Below are 19,396 nucleotides of genomic sequence, written 5' to 3'. Positions count from 1 at the left end.
AACTAATTTGACCGACGAGAAAGCGTAAGACTTGATTTTTTTGTTTCTTTTTTGATCAAGCAAAAAAGAAAATTGAAAATCTAATTTTCCTTTTTTAATAAAGCATAAACGTAATAGAATTTATGGCTTAAGCACTACCTCACTATCATGAGCCAAATTCAAATTCCCGGAAACGATAACAGTATCTCCTAGATTTAATGTAGCACTGCTTTTATCGGGATGAGCAATTACTGAATAAGAACTACTATTTTCTAAAATAGTTTGTATATACGTCCAATAAGCTTTACCATCAACAACCTTAAATAATACTTCTTGATTATCACGTAGAACTACTGCCGATTTAGGTACGACTAATTGTCCTTTAACTTCCTTCTGAATACGAACTTTTACATTCATGCCTTCAGTAAGTTTGCCATCATTTTTGACAACCGCTTTTACTAAAATTGTTCCATTTTTTTCGATTAATGGATTAATTGAAGAAATATGACCACTGTAGATTTTTCCCAATGCAAAAGGGATTATTTGTACACTACTATTAATAGCAACATCTTTCATTTCAGATTCAATCAAATAAAATTCTACCTCAAAAACCGAATCATCTATCAAAGTCATAAAACTTTTTCCGGCATTTACATTCTCATAAACTCTACTCTCAATATTGGCTACTTTTCCATTAAACGGAGCTATCAGCTTAGTTGATCGTAATTCAAACTGAGCTGTTTTTAATTCCAGTAATGCAGCATCATAACCAGTTCTACTGGCTACCATATCATAAATAGCTTTAGGAATACTATCTCTCTTGGTAGTAAAAATCCCTCTCCCTACCAGCATATCTTCAAACTGAAATTTGGCTTTTTTTAATTCTATTTCAGCACGTGCTAATCGTTGTTGGTATTTAAATGAGTTTAAAGTTGCCAGTAATTGTCCCTTACGAACATTATCCCCATTTTTCACATACAGATGCTCTAGTTTGTCACTGACCTCAAATTGAACACTATTTTTTTGAGTTGCTATAATTTTACCGTTGCTGACCAACTCTTTTTGGAAATATTCATTTTTTAATACAATGGTTTCTACTTCATTTTTTTCGGCTACATAGTTTTTCTTTTCAATAGTGGTTTCATCGGCAGCTTTGGATTTAGTACAGCTTTGAAAAAAAAGAAAAACTAAAATTAAGTAAAATAGAATAATCAGATTCTTTTTTGAGTTGATAATATTGGTCATTATTGATTTTTTTATTTTTGATTGTGTCTATGTATTATTACTAAATTAATTCTTGTACCATTTAAATTTCTTTAAAGAGCCTATTCCATTGAAAAGAACCATCTTTATAAGAAAACAAAATAGTAGATGCTTTTCCAACAATTTTTTCTTCCGGTATAAAACCAAAATATCGGGAATCCCAGGAATCATTTCTGTTATCACCCATCATATAATAATAATTCTTCTTGAAAGTGTAAATTGAAATATTTTTACCTTCTACTGAAAAAATATTTTTCTCTTTTATAATATTGACATTTTCATATTCTTTTATGATAAACTTGTACAGATTAAAATTATCTTCTGTCAGTTGAATTTGCATTCCTTTTTTAGGGATAATAATAGTTCCATAATTGTCTAATGTCCACTTCTTATTTTTATACCATGGAAACATTTTACTCTTTATAGGCATACCAGCTAGAATTAAATGTAAAGAATCAATACTTTTTGAATGTTTTAATTCTGCTACTTCTAAAGAAGAAAATGTTGCCGTTTTCCAATTCTCATCATCTTTAGAGTAAAAAGAAGTTTTAATATTTAAAGAATCTACAGCTTTATAAAATACTGTTGGATTCTTTAGCTTAAATGAATATTTCCCTAATATACCTTCTGGGGTATAGAATAAATGATTATTAGTATAAATTTTAGAATTAACAATTTTAAAACTGTCTCCTGGTTCTGCCACACAGCGTTTGACTAGAAAGTCACTCTTATCATTTCTTTTAAAAACAACTATATCCCCTTGTTTTATAATGTCTAATCCAGAGAGCCTTTTAAGAGTCCATATTTTTCTTTGTACGGCTTCTTTTGAATTATTATTTAAATAATAGAAAAGATTAACCCATGGAATTTCATAAGGCGATTGCGGTAAATTAGGACCGTATTTTAATTTATTTACAAACACAACATCATTAATATACAAGGTGTTTTCCATAGACGAACTAGGGATCAAATAAATATCAACTGTAAAAACACGAATACCAATTGCTATAGTAATTATTATCAAAATAGATAACACACCTTTGCATAGTGTTTTAAAAAAGTCATATCTAATTAGCGAAATCAAATAATTAATACTAATATATAAAAGCGAAACTGTCAGTATAACTATAGATAACCAATAGAGACCGATGATGGCGAAAAATAGTAAAACTACAACTAGAATTAAATATTTCTTTTTAATGCTATAAATCCGTTTATTATTAATGAATGATTGTTTCTTAATAAATATCATTAAGCTCTTTATTTTTTAATGTCATAGTAAAGATTTTTAACCACAGGAATACCATTACTTGTAATTCCCTCTAGAGTTACTTTTACTTTAGTCTCAACCTTAGTATTGAAATAATTCACACTCGCATTTCCTGTCTTATCTGGATGAACATAAGGATTCCAATAAATGGTATTTCTAACCGAGGCTTTTTTATATAATTCTAGATCCAGTTTTTCAGGGTCTTGAGAGTAAAAAACACGAGCGGTATAAAATCCTTCAAGTTCTTGTTTAATAGATTGAAATGGATCTTTTTTAGGTTTATTTCCTCTCTTCCCATTTGTAAAAATGGAAATAACACTTCCATCAGTTTCCTTTTCTAATATAAATAAATCTTTAACAATTGAACTTTGTATTACATCTATTTTTTCGACATCAGTAGGTAAAATCCAATCTAATTGACTGGAATCTATCATTGGACTACCATCTATTAAAATTAGTGGACTTTTGTCAGGTATAGGTTCACCTTCCGGTGTTTCGTCGCGTACACCCACCCCCATAAGACGAGCACCTATAACACTAATCGCTCTATCAACAACTAAAATACCTGGAACTTTATCTAAAACATCATAAATAGTCGCTAATGTTTTAGTGTTTTTATCTGCTATATAACTATAATCAACAGCTCCATAAAAAACTGGCCTGATAAATTTATTTTTGGCTTTAATTACAACTTCTTTCAAAACATTTTCTCGTTTTACTCCATAAGCGATAAATTTCTTGTACACATTTTCAGCAACAGAATTAGTTGTCTCATTTAAATTGATTGGTTCTTTTTTAAACAAAACAGTTATCGGATCTTGTTCTATTGAGTCCAAAACAATTTCACCTCTGAATTTACCTTTTTCGTCTCTGGTATTCAAATACATATTTGTTTTTCCGGAAAACATCAAATTTTTAAATTCAAAATGACCAATAGAATCTGTATTTGTATTAAAAATATTGCGATTCTTTTTACTCATTAAAGCCAATGTCAGATTATTATTTACCAATGGTTTATCAGCAAAAAGCTGTTTTACTCTACCTGAAATTGTAATTCCTTTTTCTACTTTAAATTCGGTTTTAGGAGTTGGTAATGTTTTCCACACAAAATCTCGCCAGCCCTGAGTTAATAATAAATTATCTAAATGCTCTAATCGTTTGGGGTTTTTTGCTTCAAAATAATATCCTGGATGATATATTTTGCCCTTAATATCAGATTCCATTAAGAAATAAGAGCAAATGTTTGAATCTAAATTAGCATCTTCAACTCCATTAGTATCAGTTACACTCAATGAAAAACTAGCTGATTTGGCTGCTCCTTCTTTCGTTTTAGAACTTACATTCAACGTTACTTTTTCATCGGGTTGATAGGTCGTTTTATCAGTTGCGATTTGAACATCTAAATCTTGTTCTTTTTCAAAGTAAACCAATCGTTCACTTTGTGGTTTATTGCTATTATCGAATATCGTGATTTGGCTAATGCCTCCAAGAGCTTTGTCTTTGGGTAATTCAAACGACAGCGTGGTTTCTGTTAAAATTTGTGTTGTTTCCAGATAAGAAATTCCTTTGGCTTTGCAAACCACAGTTAAAACTGCATTCGGATTTTGTTGTAATGTAGTTTCATTTGTAGAAATTGTTAGAATATTTCTGCCTTTGAAATTTCTAAAAGACAATATATAACCTTGTTGTAAAACTTTTGGAAGTTTCACTTGAAGCTCTTCTCCATTTAGATTTTTAATTTTCGCATAATAACTTTTACCTTCTATTGGTAACATTTGAAGTTTTCCCATACCATCATGCACACTTTGAAAAGAAGTGACTAATTCATTATCCGAATCGTAAATTTCTCCTTTAATTTCAATTGGTTTTCCCGTTGTATCAACCGCTTTAAAACCTACCACACTGGATACATTTTCAATAAGCGAACCTCCTTCTGGGAAAAAATCGACTTTTAAAGTATTTTGCTTTTCGATGATTTTCGCAGAAGATTTTGAACTAAGATCGCTCTTAATCTCTTTTGAAGAATCTGTTTCAAAAACATCTATAATTTCAATCTCTTTTTTGAACACAAAATCATCTCCAAAATTCCGGTTCCAATTGGTGTAAGCCCGTAATTGGTATTTTCCTGGTTTTACATCTAAAGAATCCTGCAATTGAAAATCACCATGCCCTAAGCCCATTTCTAAATTGGTTTTGTTACGGGCAATTATTTTTGAATCGGAGGAAATTAATTCTACATATAGAATATTGCTGTTATCAAAAAGCAAATTATTAGAAGCTTTTACATTATAGGCTTTGTACCATAAATCTTCACCAAGAAAATAGGTGGGACGATCGGTATGGAGATAGACTTTTTCAACATCAAGAGTTGTGTTTTTGTCCTGTGCTTGTAAGAATACAGAAGTTAAAACCAAGCATAAAAAACTAAAGATACGGCAATTTTTATATAATACTTCAAACATAAATGTAATGTTAAATTGAACAACTGAAAGAAAAAGTGTTAAATCAAAGAAAATCCATTTATCCTTGATTAATTCAAGAAATTCTTAGAAGTACATTCTAAATAAACCTGTGATAACTTTGGTTTCTCCTTTTGAGGAATAAAAAAATTATTCATGATTAAATTAGAATTGACACAGAAATAATAAGGTATGTTTTGTTGATCTAATGGAATACCTAAACCTTTAGCTGGTGACAAATACATTTCAAAATTAACCAAGCCTTTTTTCTGAAACTCATTATAAAATACAAATAAATTTCTTGGATTTTGATAATATGAAATCAAAATAACATTTTTTTTAATTTTATCCTTATTATTTATTAAAGCATTAATTTCAGCATCTATACAGTCTCCACAATTTAATTCTGAAAATCGAAAAACTAAACTATTCTTTTTTAAAATATCTTTTGCAAAAACTTTATTACCTAAAATATCTAACAACTCAAAATTAGAATCTAATTGTAAATTCTCATTTTTTTGCTCCCGAATAAAATTATGTTCAAATTTTATTACTGCACTTTTATTCTTGTCTAACTTTTTATTTAATAATGAATAAATAGTTCTAAATTCAGTAGTATTGGATTTAATTTTATAGGCCAATACACTGTTTAAAACAATAAGAATTAGAATTATTATATAATTTATTTTCTTCATATAGCTTTAAATTATTTGAATTTGTAAATCATCAACACAGGGTTATCATTATCAGTAACCAAACTATCTAATTTCTTAATGTGATTAGGTACCTTATCCCAAATATCTTCTTCTTTGTATATATTCATTTGTTTTTTAAAGACTTTTGCCGGATATTGCAAAACAAAATTATTATCATTCCCATCATGAGCTAGATAATTCCCATACACCATATCGTCATTTATAATGCGTTTAATCTTTTTTGTCTTCTTTGTCTTTTTTGAGTAAATCGCCAAATTAGTCAATTGATAATTGAAAGTAATATAATCTTTATTTTCTCTAAAATTACAAATACCATAACCATAATTATTGGTTTCACCATAATCAAATAACTCTCTAAAACTTTTCTTAAGTTTATAAATATCTTCAGGCATTTTTTGTGTCCCAAAATCCACATAATATTTGGCTTCTACCCCTTTTTCATTCTTTTCGTAAATTGTTTCTGAATATGGAAAACTTAAATGAATATTTTTATCTTTTGTTAAAAAAGGAGTGCCTAGAATATGATCTGAATATGTTTTATCTCTATCACTAATATCCAAAAAACCTTGTTCTTCAGCCTTAGCTAGATTATAATCAAATAATAAACATTCATTTTTAACGTCCCTATTTAAAAATAATATCTTTCCATCAATAGAAGCCATGTTAATGTAAAAATTATCCAATCTTACTTTTTTTACAAATGCACCGTCTAACTTATGGATATATAAGCCATACGGTCTATGAGTATAGAGTACAAGATTATTGTTTTTTTCATCAATAGTAAAATCCATTAAACCCGTGTATTCTTGAGGACCTCTACCAATATTTTTTATTTTATATAAAAAAGAACCATCATTCTCGTTAAAAACGAAAATAGAATTTAACTTTCTGTCCAAGACAAAAATTTTGTGTTCATAAAAACTTATACGGTCAATTTGAGAAAAGATAGAATTTTCATTAGTTTCTAAAGCGATTACTTTTCTTGAACTAAAATAATCATCAAATGAAACCTCAACTTCTTCAGTTTTTAAATTAACTTGAATAGTTTCTATATTTTCTCTTTTAATTGGTTTATTACATGAGATAAAAAAAAGAAATGATAAAGTAACCATTTTCAAAATTTGATTTGAATAAATATTCATTATTTATAATTTAGTTAGTTTTTATAAAGTTTAATCTAATATTCAGAGAACATTAGATTAAACTTTTGATTAATTCAACTATTAATATTATTAAATGTTACTACAAGAATCATTGTAGTTCCAAATTTCTTCTTTTTCTTCACAGTATTTCGTACCAGTACCATGGCAAGTTGTTACTGCCACTTTGCCTGTAACTTTACATTCAACATATTTATTTTTATTTATGTCAAAAGTCCAATATACTTCGTTAATATCATAATTCCCTGTCATACTAGAATGATATATATAAGCACCATTTTCTGAATCAGCATTCGCATTTTGTAATATTGAAGCTAAGTCCACATTCTGATTTGCATCAACTACTGATGACATATTAAAAAAACTAACTGCGATAATCATTGAGATTCCTAAAATTCCTAATATTTTTTTCATTTTATAAATTTTTTAAATGGTTTATAAGGATACCATATCCTTATCATAAATTATTAATAACTTTGTAAAGTCTGAACAGGTATGCTACTTTACAGAACATAACAACTTTTTGAAATAGTAAAAGAGTTGTAAAGATGATACGTCTTAAAAAACAAAAATTCTCTGTTAATCACAGAATAAATCTTTCCTCTGGATACTGTTAGTTTATATTACATAGGCTTTCAATTTAATAGTTATACATTTCGAAGCTGTTTTAACTTTTTTAATCCAGAGGATTTTTATATTTTATCAAAATCTGATTTATTTCTTCTCGTATTTCTTTAATAGCTGTTGAGGGAATTTTGACTCCCTTGTTGAGTATATTATTTGCCATTATTAACACCTGTTTTTTATTATCAGTTTCATCGTATAATTTCACCAATAAATACATGGGGTAAAATTTAGAAGGACACATATTGTAAGCCTTCTGGTATGCTGTTTCAGCTTTCTTGTATTGTTTTGCTCCTTTATAGGCATCTCCTAAAGCCGTTTGTATAACAGTAGTATTCAAATACTGTTTAGCTTCTTCTAAGATTGTGATAGCTTGGGTATTTTTTCCTGCCAAAGACAATGTTTTCCCATAGCTCATTAAAAAATCACCTTCATTTTTAAAAATAGGATATGCTGTTTTATAATCTTTTAAAACAGTTTCATAACTCTCGAAAGGTAATGCAGCTGCTTGCCATGTTTTAAAACCTTTATCGAGTGTATTGATGTAAATACTTTGATTAATAGTAAGAATAATGTTAAACAATAAAAACATGGTTTTATATAAACTTAATGGCATATTATTTTGTGACAGTTTAAGTTCAAAAACATTTAAATCCAAACAGGCTAATAAAGCCAAAGCCATGATGAGTATAATTTTTATGGGGAGAATTTGCATAGGATAGGATAAACAGCCAAAAATTCCAATAGTAAGTAGTGCCGTTTTGGCTATTATAGATATTGCTTGATCCTCTTTATTTGATTTTGTTTGAAACAAAATATACAGTACAAAAAACAATAACACTAATCCAATCAAACCATTTTCGGATACAAACTGCACCCCCTCATTAAAAGCATAATAAACATTATCTGCTACTAATGATTCTGTGGTTTCGCCATTTTTAGCAAAATAATTAGCTTGATAATTCATATAATAAGTTTTGAATCTGTCAAAACCCACACCAAAAACAGGATTATCAGCAATCATTTCAGTGGTCACTTTCCAAATAAAAACACGTCCATCTGAAGAAGCCTTTTTATAATGATACAAACTAAAAAGTCCAATAATGAAAATAATGATGAGGATTGAAATAACAGCCATTTTTTGAAAACGGCTAGTTACTATTTTAAATACTATTTTAAAAAAATGATACTTTAACTCTAACAAAACTAAGCTACTTACTGTAGCTGCTATCCAGGAAGCTCTGGATTGTAAAGAAGGAAATACAATAGCCATACTGATAACTCCTAATAAAGGAATGTATTCAAAAACGAATTTAACAAGGTCGTTTAAAAATAGAGAGTTGTTTTTTTTATGTGATTGTACTTGCATTATTATATCATCTTTAAACAGATACATTCCTAAAGCAATAGTCCAAACACAAACCAAAAAACCGGCATAAGGTCCAGGATTAAAAAAACTGCCCGTCATTTTAAACAACGAATGGTTGGAATCATAATATCCTAGTAGTTGAAGATTACCATACACGGCTTGGATTACTCCAGAAACGACTACAGACAACAATAACCAAGAATAATTTTTAATAGCAATAGTTCTCAACACAACATAAAAGAAACTAAGTCCCAATAATTCTACATAACGAATGGAAAATCCATATTGTGATTGAATAAAATAGCGGTTCAAAGTGATATAAAACACCAATACAAAAAGCGCAATATCAATTTTAGAAATAGAGAATTTTATTTCTTTAGAAAAAACAATTTTTAAAGTGTAAATACCACAAATAATCATACAACCATAAAGAAAATAAATCATCTTACTCGTAATAGTAGGCAATACATATTCTGAAAAATTCAGCTGAGGTATAACCAAAATAAGTATAGTAACAAAAACAACAAGAAGTACTCTTGAAACACTAAGAAGCATCGATGATGTTGTTTTTAATTTATTCATTTTGTATCTAACTTTAAAATTTTTCTATATAAGTAATTATTTTTATTTAGTTATTAACCAAGCTCTTATATGAACTTAAGTCTCTATTTCTTACCAAATAAATAGATTAAACCTAAAAACCTATATGGCTTATATGGTTTAAAAAAAAGACAGTATTTTACTTACTATTCTACCACCAAATCTGTACCCCATTCTCATAAGTAAAAATTCGTTCTTCCTTCCCAGCTGTCAAACATCGCAACCAATATATAGTCCCGGATGGTATATTCGAATAATTTATGTAATCATTATCAGCTATTTTTTTCCCCGCTGATACCCATCCATTATCCCAATAAAACAATTCGTATTCATAATTAGGAATAACATAATTGGAGTCATTCATGGGAGTATAACGAATCTTGGATATGGGTACAGACGTACCAAAATCCAACTTAACACCTCCACCAACAAGATAATTAGAGAAATCCCCATCAAATGCATTTCCTTTTTGTCCTTCAAGAATTCCTTTTAAATAATTGACATCTTCAACTTTTTTTAAAGCTCCATTATTATTAGAAAAGCATTCTATTTCGGCTAATCGTAATTTTCCACCTTCAGGGGCTACCATTTTTATGTATCGAAAACTATCAGGCTTTTTAAAATCAACTTGTTTTGTACTAAACACCAAGCCATTAACAACATGTAAAAGCTTTGCATCTTTAAAATCAGGATCATTGGCTCCTTCAATTCGGCATTCTTTTAAATCTTCACTATGTGCGGCAGTATAAGAAAACAAAGGAAACTTTCGAATAAGCTTCATACTGATTCTTTTATCCTTATTACAAATCAACTCTTTTTTAATTCCTGAATTATCTAATATAAAAGGATTCTCATAAGCGTTTAATGTTCCATTATAGGTCATTGGTAAATACACTATGTTTTTACCCACATCTTTAAATGTTGCTTTACCGTACCAATTAAAAGTCGTAAAAGCAACAGGAGTCCAATCATTGGTATCAAAGGTGGCGAGATAAGCCATACTCTTATTCTCAAATAAGCTTTTATTCGTTGTAACAATAGTAGTTTGTAGGTACTGCGCTGTAACATCAATCATATTTGGTTTTATTAAATCTCTAAAAAGCTCTTCACTAGGCATTTTTGATAGCAAACCTTTCATTTCAGCTTGTGTTGTCCAGGTTTGTCTGTAAATTTTAGGTATAGTTTTCTCATACTCTACATACAAACCTTTAGGCAATTCTTTTGTCTTAAAAATTTTCATTTTCTTAGGACTCATCGCCGCATTCAAATTATCCACCATATTTTTAGGGTCGTTATTATTTTCCAATAATTTAGGTACCTGATTCTCTTTATTAGCTAAACCAACATAGGCATGTCTTGAAAAAGGTCTGTTACCCCAATTAGGAATATAATCATAGGTAGCTGGAACGCCGGCAGCTCGTAAATGATAAATAGCATATCGGCATCTTGAAACGCAATCCCCTTCTTTTGTTAGATTCATCCATGAATAATTTTCTTCTGATGGAAAAAGCATTCGCATAGAAACTTTCGAACTTAAAGAATTATAAGTTTTACTAGTGTGAAATTTGTATAGCGAATCCAAGTTCTTTAAAACAGGACTTGATACTATAAGTTTTTGATGCGACAAATAAAGACTGTCCCTCCAGCTATCATAAATTTCGTTAGTCAATTTATAAGGCAATATATATTCTTGATAGTCTTTAAAACTTACGGTATTCTTCCAATTCGATTCAAGTAAGCCTTTATAGGCAAGTTGATTGTTGTGTAATATTTTTGCCTTGGTGATATATTTTTTATCTAAAATCAAATAAGGCTTTTCATTTTCAGATATTTTAAATGATTTAGCAAGCAAATTAGCAATAGAATCTAAATTTTCTTTAGTCAAGATAGTATTTTTACGTTTGATACCATCTAAAGTACCCACAAAATTTAATAAGGATTTCATATTTCCGGAAAGTACAGTCGCTCTTTCTAAGTAAGAAGAATCTTTAGGAAATTCATTACTGCTTTTGCTAAGCCAATAATCAGGTTGTTTATCTGTTGCATCATTATTACAACTGAACATCAAACCACTTAAAATAAAAATGTATAGTAATCTTTGTTTAGTCATATTTAATTAAGAAACTCTTTTATTAATGCTTTAAAATTATTTTTCATAAACTTAAAATGAAATCCAGTTTTAAACATATTTGTTTTTTTTAGTATATTTTTTGTAAGAACTAAAATTTTATAACATATTTAAAACATAAATCTTAACTTGTTAAAAATATTATTTTGGAAAATAATGAGTATCCTGTACCGTCCTGTATTTTCTTACTTAATACTCTAAAAAAACATTCAAAGCCCTTACAAATGGGCATAAAATAGTACAAAAAATATTTTTTGTTATCATTAAAAAGATTGATAATAAGAGATAACAAGCAACTTTTAGTCTTACAAAGATTAATTTGATATGTAAAAGCAACGCTTAAAAGCTTAGCTCTTTTTTGAACAACAGAAATTTGAAACTGCTTATGTAAACAGGGTTAAAATTATTATCAAGAACAAAACAAAAGGGATAGAGTTAATCATCACTACCCCCTTACCTATTTAGCCTCTAGTAATAGAAAGTTGGAAAAAACAACACCGATAAGCCAATACAATATTACGGCATCATTTTACGAATAAACGAATTGTATTTCATCCCATTAGAAAATCCAAACAAATTAAATTATAGAATAATCAAGATGATATAATCGAATTGTACACCTTGAACAGTTATATAAAAGACAATAATCTTTTATTATGATGATAATTAAAGATTTAAAAATGAAATCAAATTATGACAAAAAATTAAAATTATTTCTAATTTTAGCATATATATATTTAAATATGATTGATATAATTTCTTGGGATAAATTAAAACCTTACAATTCAACTCAAAACAAAAGCTTTGAAGAATTGTGCTTTCAAATATGTCTAGAAGAATATAAAAATGAAGGTAGATTTAACCGTATTGATGATAGCGGCGGTGGCGATGGAGTCGAATTTTACTTAGAATTAACTAACGGGGATATTTGGGGTTGGCAATGTAAATTTTTTGGAAGATTTGACGAAGGAGGGAGAAAAGAACAGATAAAAAAATCGCTACATACTGCTTACAATAAACATGGAAATAAATTAAAACGATGGATTCTTTGTTCTAAAAATTCATTGACTAATGAAGAAAAAAAATGGTTTGATGGGGTTGGTAATCTAAAACACAATGGATTTATAGTTTTACCAACCAGTAGTAACATTATTATTGATCATTGGGGAGATAGCATAATATTAAATCTTTTAAGAAAGCATCCAAGTATATATAAATTCTTTTTTTCTGATAAGATTTTAGATGAAAACTGGTTCAAAGAAAAGTTTGAATTAATTTATAACTCCAATGTTATTAAATCAAAATATCTAGATTCCTTACATGTCAAAGGTGAAGTTGATGATTTTATAACAAGCCGTTTAGGAGGTAAAGAATTAGTTAATTTGATAGAAAAAAATGAAGACAATATTGGAATTTATCACTTTCAAAAAGAATTCAATGGAGAGATAAATAGGATCAGAAATGAAGAAAACAAATTTGAGTTTAACGAGATTTATCAGGAAATAAAATCATTTATATTTGAAAATAAATATGATACTATAGTTAATGATGGAGCAAAGTTACTTAATGATATAAAATCTCATTTTTTGGCTGATAATTACAAATTATCAGTCTCTCTAGAAACAAAAATTGAAGATTATAAAAATCGCTACAGAGACTTTTATGAAGCCTACATGTCATATAAAAATTCTGAAAAACTTAAATCAATTCACTGGGATAATGAAGAATTAGAAAAAAATGAATCTTCGAAAGATAAAATTAAGAAATGTAGAGAAACATTACTTGGACCTTATTTTACACTCAGAAATTATGATTATTTCTTGGGTACTTTTGAAGAATTAATCACTTTAAAATCTAATGAAGTTCATATTAACGGTAATGCTTCAAAAGGTAAAACACATATCTCTGTTGATATTGTAAAAAAACAGTTAGATAAGAATAAACCAGCTGTCTTTGTTTTTGGCAAAAGTTTCAAATCCGATTTACCTTTAAAGGAACAATTGAGAAGTATTTTAGATTTGCCAACAGATTGGACAATAAGTGATTTTCTCAGTGTTTTAGATATTGCCGGAAGAATTAAAAAGACCAAAGCAATATTGCTAATTGATGGACTTAATGAAGCTGTAAAATGGAAATTTGTTTGGGGGGATAATTTAGAAGAATTAATAAACGAGATAAATGCAAAATATCCCAATATACTCTTTATCACTACTTTTAGGACGTCCTACAAAAAAGAATTATTCCCTAAAGATTATTTTAATTATGATTCATGCAACTATGCCAAGCTGATTAGGATCAATGGATTTACCAATTACAATCTCAATGAAGCAATGGATAAATACTTTAAATATTACAATATAACTCTTATTCATTCTTCCGAAGCTGTAAATGCTTTTTCCGAGCCGCTTTATCTAAAAATATTTTGCGAGACAAAACAAGGTAAATCCGTTTCATTCCAAAATGAGGACTTGTTTGATGTTTTTGAAGAATATTTAATAAAATGCAATGAAAATATTAGCGAAAAACTAGGAAAAGAACTCCGATTCAATAAAAATTTCACCATTAATATTCTTGAAAAAATTTCTAAATCTCTTTGGGAAAATAGCTCAAGGGAAATTGATTTTGAATATGCAATTCATAATATATTTGACCAAGAAGAGTTTCTGGTTTTTGAAAAAGAAGATTTATTAATTTTCAGAGATTGGAATAATGTGGAGGTTATAACCTTTACTTATGACCTATTAAGTGGTTATTTAATTGCAAAAAACCTATTCAAATCAATTGATTCTGAAGAAAAACTAAATACCATAATCAAATCAACAAAATTTAAAAATGAACTTTTAAATAGAAAAACATGTCACCCACTATTTAATGATATACTGAGGAGTTTTTGTGTATTGGCAATCAAAAAATTTGGATTAAATTTTTATTCATCTATCAAGAATGAAACTTTAAACGATTATTTATTAAAATCTATTTTCGAAGTAAATCAAAAAAAGATTATTGATAATAAGTCTATTACAATTAATATTATCAAAGAAAACTTCAAAGATGTTAGCAAACATAATCTTATTTATAGTTTATTTAAAAACACTGATTTGGATAGTCAAAATCCTTTAAACATAAATTTATTATCCGATTTATTGTTCAACATGAAAGTTTCTGAGAGAGATTTAAGTTGGACAGAACATATAAGATCTAACAATTATATATACGATAAGAAATATCGGAATTTCTTAATAGGCTTTGAAGAGGCAAGTAAATCTAAAAGAAAATTAAGAACAGATAAAATTCATCTGGCAGCCAAAAAGACAATGTGGTTTTTAACCTCAACTAATAGAGAATTTAGAGATCTATCAACTAGAGCATTGTATTATTATGGCAGGAAGTTTTCCAATGAGTATTTAGAACTAGTTAAGTATTCATTGTCTGTCAATGACCCTTACATTTGGGAAAGGACATTAGCTGCATTATATGGAGTTGTAATGGCCAAACACAATAATGATGAAAATTTCAAAAAAAAATTATTACCAAAAATTGTATTATGTTTATTTGAATTAATCTTTAAAAACGAGGCTCCTTTTGCGACAACTCATATTCTGGCTAGGGATTATGCTTCAAAAATTATTGAAATTGGATTATTACACCATAATGATTTATTGAAACCCGAAGAAATATTACTTACAACTGCTCCATTCACAATAGGTGGTAATCGAAATCCTAATGAATTTGATTATGAAAAGAAAGAAGGTATTTTTTCAGAACCTATCAGTATGGATTTTAGTAATTATACTATCGGCAGAATTGTAGAAGGAGGGCATTCCTATTCTGACCCACCAGAGAAGAAAAAAGTTAGAAGACAGATATATGCCAGAATTTATGAATTAGGATGGAATGAAGCACAATTCAATGAAATTGATGGTAGGATAAGATCTGAAAGTTATCGTTCTAGAACGGAACAAGCGCATACTGAGAGATATGGGAAGAAATATTCATGGATTGCTTATTTTGAAATAGCTGGATTAAGGATTGACAATAAACTGATAGAAGATGATTGGGATAGATTCCGCTTTTCAGATGCGGATATAGATCCAAGTTTCCCTGAGCGTGCTAAAAACAAAAAATTTGTTTTAAAAGATTATCTCGGTGATTCAAAGCAGTCGTTGTTAGAATGGTATATCAATGGAGGTAAACCGGACATTAACGAATATCTAAAAATAGATAAACTAAAAGGTCATGATGAAAGTTGGATATGTTTAGATGGGTTTATAGTACAGGAAAGAAAAAAAATTAACCGCGAAGTTTTTGTATTTATCAGAGGATTGTTAGTTAAAAATGATAAATATGAAGAACTAAAAAAACTGCTTATAAAAAAGAAAGATATAGGTGGCCGCTTTTTACCCGACCCAAGAAGTAATTACTACTCTTTTGCAGGTGAACTATATTGTATCAGGGAATCTGTAGCCGATAATTCTTGTATAATAAGTTTTGAAGCAAACAGAAAAACAGTTAAAGTTAAAAAAGGAGATCCAGGATATTTTGCCAGACCCGTTTTTGATAAAAACAAAATAAAATATTCATATCCAGAATTCATTGAGATAGATTCAGTAACCTATGATGAATATGAAGTACTATTACCTGTTATGGATTACAGTTGGGAAAGTAATCATAGTGAATTAAATCAGGCTGGTCATGAAACAGTTATTTCAAAAGAGCTGGCAAATTCATTAAATTTAATTAATAAACCTCAAACTTTTGACCTTTTTGATGATAAAGGGAATTTAGCTTCTCACAACTTATTCTATAAAAAAAATTATAACAACAATCACAGATTTACCTACTTAAGAAAAGATTTACTGGATAAGTTTCTTTTGGAGAATGATTACAAACTCATTTGGGGGATTTGGGGTGAGCGCAATGTAAGATTTAAAGATATAGATTACAGTAGAAAATTTCATAGAGATAATAAGGTATCCGATTTACAGATTTTTAGCGATGTTATTGAATACAAATGATTATGAATATAATTTTATCCTTGTAAATTCATCTCAATTAAATACCACCAAATAATTGTCCCATTTTTTTACTAAATTTGGGACAAACACAATATCAACATGAAACCACAATCGATTCACAATCAAATAGAAGAAAAAATAAAATCCTTAAAAAAAGGGAGCATTCTATTTATAGCTGATTTTATTGAGTTCGGTACTGCCGAAAATGTAAAAAAGGTACTATTGCGATTAGAAAAAAAAGAAGTTTTAATTCGATTAGCACACGGTATTTATCTATATCCCAAAAAAGATAAAATTCTTGGAACCCTATTTCCTTCAACCGAAGAAATTGCAGTTGCTATAGCAAAAAGAGATAAAGCAAGAATAATTTCTACAGGTGTACAAGCATTGCAACAACTTGGTTTATCAACACAAGTACCTATGAATGTGGTTTATTTGACTGATGGAGCACCAAGAAAAATTAAAGTGGGCAAAAGAACTATCACATTCAAAAAAACTACTCCCAAAAACCTGACCATCAAAGATAAAAAGCTTAACATTATAATTCAGGCATTAAAAGAGCTAGGCAAAGAAAATGTAGATGAAATTGCTAAACAAAAAATTAAAAAAGTATTGCAACAAATGACGATTGAGAGTTTAAAAGAAGATAGTGTTACAGCACCAACTTGGATTAGAAATACAATCCTTGAATTAATAAACAACGACTAATATGAACGAGTGGCTTAAACTATCCGAAAAGAGACGTCTTGAAATACTAAACCAAGTCAATAATCAAACAGGACTTCCTACCGATGCAATTGAAAAAGATTGGTGGGTAACCATTACGTTAAAAGCAATATTTTCTTCAAAATTTGCTCAACATTTAGTTTTTAAAGGTGGCACATCACTAAGTAAAGCTTATAACTTAATAGAACGTTTCTCAGAAGATATAGACTTATCAATTGATAGAACAATCTTAGGTTTCGAAGGTGAATTATCAAAAACACAAATAAAAAAACTTCGCAAAGCTTCGGGGAGTTTTATAGTAGGTGAATTTAAAGAAGAGTTGAGTAATCAATTAGAAAAACTTGGTGTAAATAATGAAAATTACAATTTAATAGTTGACGATGAAATAGATGATACCAGTGATCCATATCGCATAGAATTAGAATACAACTCAATAGTTGAATCAGGAGAATACATTCCCCAAAGAGTTATCATTGAATTAGGAGCTAGAGCTTTGTTAGAACCAAATCAACCTAAAATAGTTCAATCCATCATTGGCCAAATATATCCGGAGCAAGCTTTTACTATTCCACCATTTGAAGTAATTGTAGTGGTGCCAATCAAAACCTTTTTAGAAAAAATAATGTTGCTGCATGAAGAATTTCTAAAGCCAATTGAAAACATAAGACATTACAGAATGTCAAGACATTTGTATGATGTAGAAAAACTAATGGATCACGATTATGGAAAAGAAGCAATAAAAAATAAAGAGCTATTCGAAACATTAGTCCAGCACCGAAATAAATATACACCAGTAAGAGGAATTTCTTATGACTTACACACACCACAAACAATAAATTTCATACCACCTGCAGAAGTAATGGAACTTTGGAAAAAAGACTATCAAGCAATGCAGGAATATATGATTTATGGGGAAACTTTGGAGTTTGAAGAATTGATTGAAAGATTAAAGGAACTTAAAATAAGATTTAATAAAATATCTTAATGAGGAAATGATGAATAAATTTAATTTCTAATAAAATTATGAAAATAAAATTTTTACAAGCATTTAATGGTGATTCAATATGGATTTCATTTACTGAGGGAGAAGAGCATGTAAATATTTTGATTGATGGGGGAACATCAACTACATATTCTTATAAAGACAAGAAGGATGGAAAAATAAAACCTGGAGACTTAAAAGTGATTATTGAAGAACTTAAAACTAAGAATCAAAAGTTGGATTTAGTAATTCTTACTCATATTGATGATGATCACATAGATGGATTTTTAAAATGGTTCAGCAATGATGAATTAGCTGTCCAGTCAATAAAAGAAGTATGGTTTAATTCTGGAAGGGTAATAAAAACTTATTTAAATGATATGGAGTCTGAGATTGAATCATTAAAATTCAAAGAAAAAACAACTTTGACAAGTGTAAAACAAGGTGTTGATTTTGAAAATTATATCAAAGATAAAAACGTTTGGAATGAAAAAATAATTAAACAAGGAGATGTTATCAATTGGAATAATATGGTTTCTTTTCAAATTCTGTCACCTGGTAAAGAAAAAATGGAAAAATTATTAAAAGAATGGAAAAATAAAGCTCCGGAATCTTTAGATACCTCACGAAAAGAGGATTATAAAAAGACTCTTAAAAAACTTATCGAAGAAGATGTTTTTGAGGAAGATAACGACCCATATAATGGAAGTTCAATTGCCTTCATTTTAACTAAAGATCGTACTAACTATTTATTTTTAGGAGATTCGCATCCCAGTGAAATAATTACGGAACTGAATAAATTGGAATACAATCATGATGATAATAAACTTGTTGTAGAATTATTTAAAGTATCCCACCATGGGAGTCAGAAAAACACCTCTACTGAATTGTTGAATTTGATAGATACGAGTAAGTATATCATTAGCACTAATGGTGATTTGCATTATCATCCAGATAAATCTACTATTGGAAGGATAGTTGCTGCTAATCCTAAGGCAAAAATATATTTTAATTATCCCAATTTGATTTCTAAATTGATTTTAGAAGAAGACAGAACAGAATTTCCAGATGTTGAGTTTTTGGAGACTGAATCATTATAAATATT

At 28.7% G+C, this 19,396-nt stretch carries 12 protein-coding genes; 4 read left to right on the top strand and 8 right to left on the bottom strand.

Features of this window, described 5'->3' with window-relative positions:
* Positions 1–120 precede the first annotated feature (120 nt).
* From BIW12_RS13445 to BIW12_RS13410, 8 genes are all read right to left on the bottom strand, one after another.
* Positions 121–1,224, bottom strand: coding sequence for an efflux RND transporter periplasmic adaptor subunit (locus BIW12_RS13445; RefSeq protein WP_083382136.1), 1,104 nt, complete (start codon positions 1,222–1,224; stop codon positions 121–123).
* Between the two features lie 61 nt (positions 1,225–1,285).
* Complete coding sequence (lepB, locus tag BIW12_RS13440) at positions 1,286–2,494, bottom strand: signal peptidase I (protein ID WP_083382135.1); 1,209 nt, start codon at positions 2,492–2,494, stop codon at positions 1,286–1,288.
* Between the two features lie 8 nt (positions 2,495–2,502).
* The gene (locus BIW12_RS13435; protein WP_071185584.1) at positions 2,503–4,974 is read right to left on the bottom strand and encodes a Plug domain-containing protein; all 2,472 of its coding nucleotides are present in this window, start codon (positions 4,972–4,974) and stop codon (positions 2,503–2,505) included.
* A 68-nt stretch (positions 4,975–5,042) separates the two neighbouring features.
* Positions 5,043–5,666 carry a hypothetical protein gene (locus BIW12_RS13430; RefSeq protein WP_071185583.1) on the bottom strand — a complete coding sequence of 208 codons (624 nt, stop codon included), beginning with the start codon at positions 5,664–5,666 and terminating at the stop codon, positions 5,043–5,045.
* Positions 5,667–5,677: 11 nt separating this feature from the next.
* A complete protein-coding gene (locus BIW12_RS13425; RefSeq protein ID WP_071185582.1) occupies positions 5,678–6,829 on the bottom strand; it encodes a 6-bladed beta-propeller in 1,152 nt (383 codons plus the stop codon).
* Positions 6,830–6,919: 90 nt separating this feature from the next.
* Positions 6,920–7,261: a hypothetical protein gene (locus BIW12_RS13420; RefSeq protein WP_071185581.1), complete on the bottom strand. Its 342-nt coding sequence runs from the start codon at positions 7,259–7,261 to the stop codon at positions 6,920–6,922.
* Between the two features lie 262 nt (positions 7,262–7,523).
* Complete coding sequence (locus BIW12_RS13415) at positions 7,524–9,422, bottom strand: O-antigen ligase family protein (RefSeq protein ID WP_083382134.1); 1,899 nt, start codon at positions 9,420–9,422, stop codon at positions 7,524–7,526.
* A gap of 169 nt (positions 9,423–9,591) precedes the next feature.
* Entirely contained in the window at positions 9,592–11,550 is a 1,959-nt protein-coding gene (locus tag BIW12_RS13410) for a hypothetical protein (protein WP_071185579.1), read from the bottom strand.
* A 698-nt stretch (positions 11,551–12,248) separates the two neighbouring features.
* Between BIW12_RS13410 and BIW12_RS13405 the strand changes: the two genes are divergently transcribed.
* The 4 genes from BIW12_RS13405 (at position 12,249) to BIW12_RS13390 (ending at position 19,391) form a co-directional block, all read left to right on the top strand.
* On the top strand, positions 12,249–16,583 hold the full coding sequence (locus BIW12_RS13405; RefSeq protein ID WP_157499554.1) for an NACHT domain-containing protein: 4,335 nt from the start codon (positions 12,249–12,251) through the stop codon (positions 16,581–16,583).
* Positions 16,584–16,682: 99 nt separating this feature from the next.
* The gene (locus tag BIW12_RS13400) at positions 16,683–17,291 is read left to right on the top strand and encodes a DUF6088 family protein (protein WP_071185577.1); all 609 of its coding nucleotides are present in this window, start codon (positions 16,683–16,685) and stop codon (positions 17,289–17,291) included.
* Between the two features lies 1 nt (position 17,292).
* Positions 17,293–18,294 (top strand): nucleotidyl transferase AbiEii/AbiGii toxin family protein, encoded by a 1,002-nt coding sequence (locus BIW12_RS13395; RefSeq protein ID WP_071185576.1) that lies wholly within the window; start codon positions 17,293–17,295, stop codon positions 18,292–18,294.
* A gap of 38 nt (positions 18,295–18,332) precedes the next feature.
* Entirely contained in the window at positions 18,333–19,391 is a 1,059-nt protein-coding gene (locus tag BIW12_RS13390) for a ComEC/Rec2 family competence protein (RefSeq protein ID WP_071185575.1), read from the top strand.
* Positions 19,392–19,396 lie beyond the last annotated feature (5 nt).

The organism is Flavobacterium commune (genome assembly GCF_001857965.1).
Taxonomy (GTDB): Bacteria; Bacteroidota; Bacteroidia; order Flavobacteriales; family Flavobacteriaceae; genus Flavobacterium; species Flavobacterium commune.
Note: the sequence above shows the minus strand (reverse complement) of the source record. Positions and strands in the feature narration are given on the sequence as shown.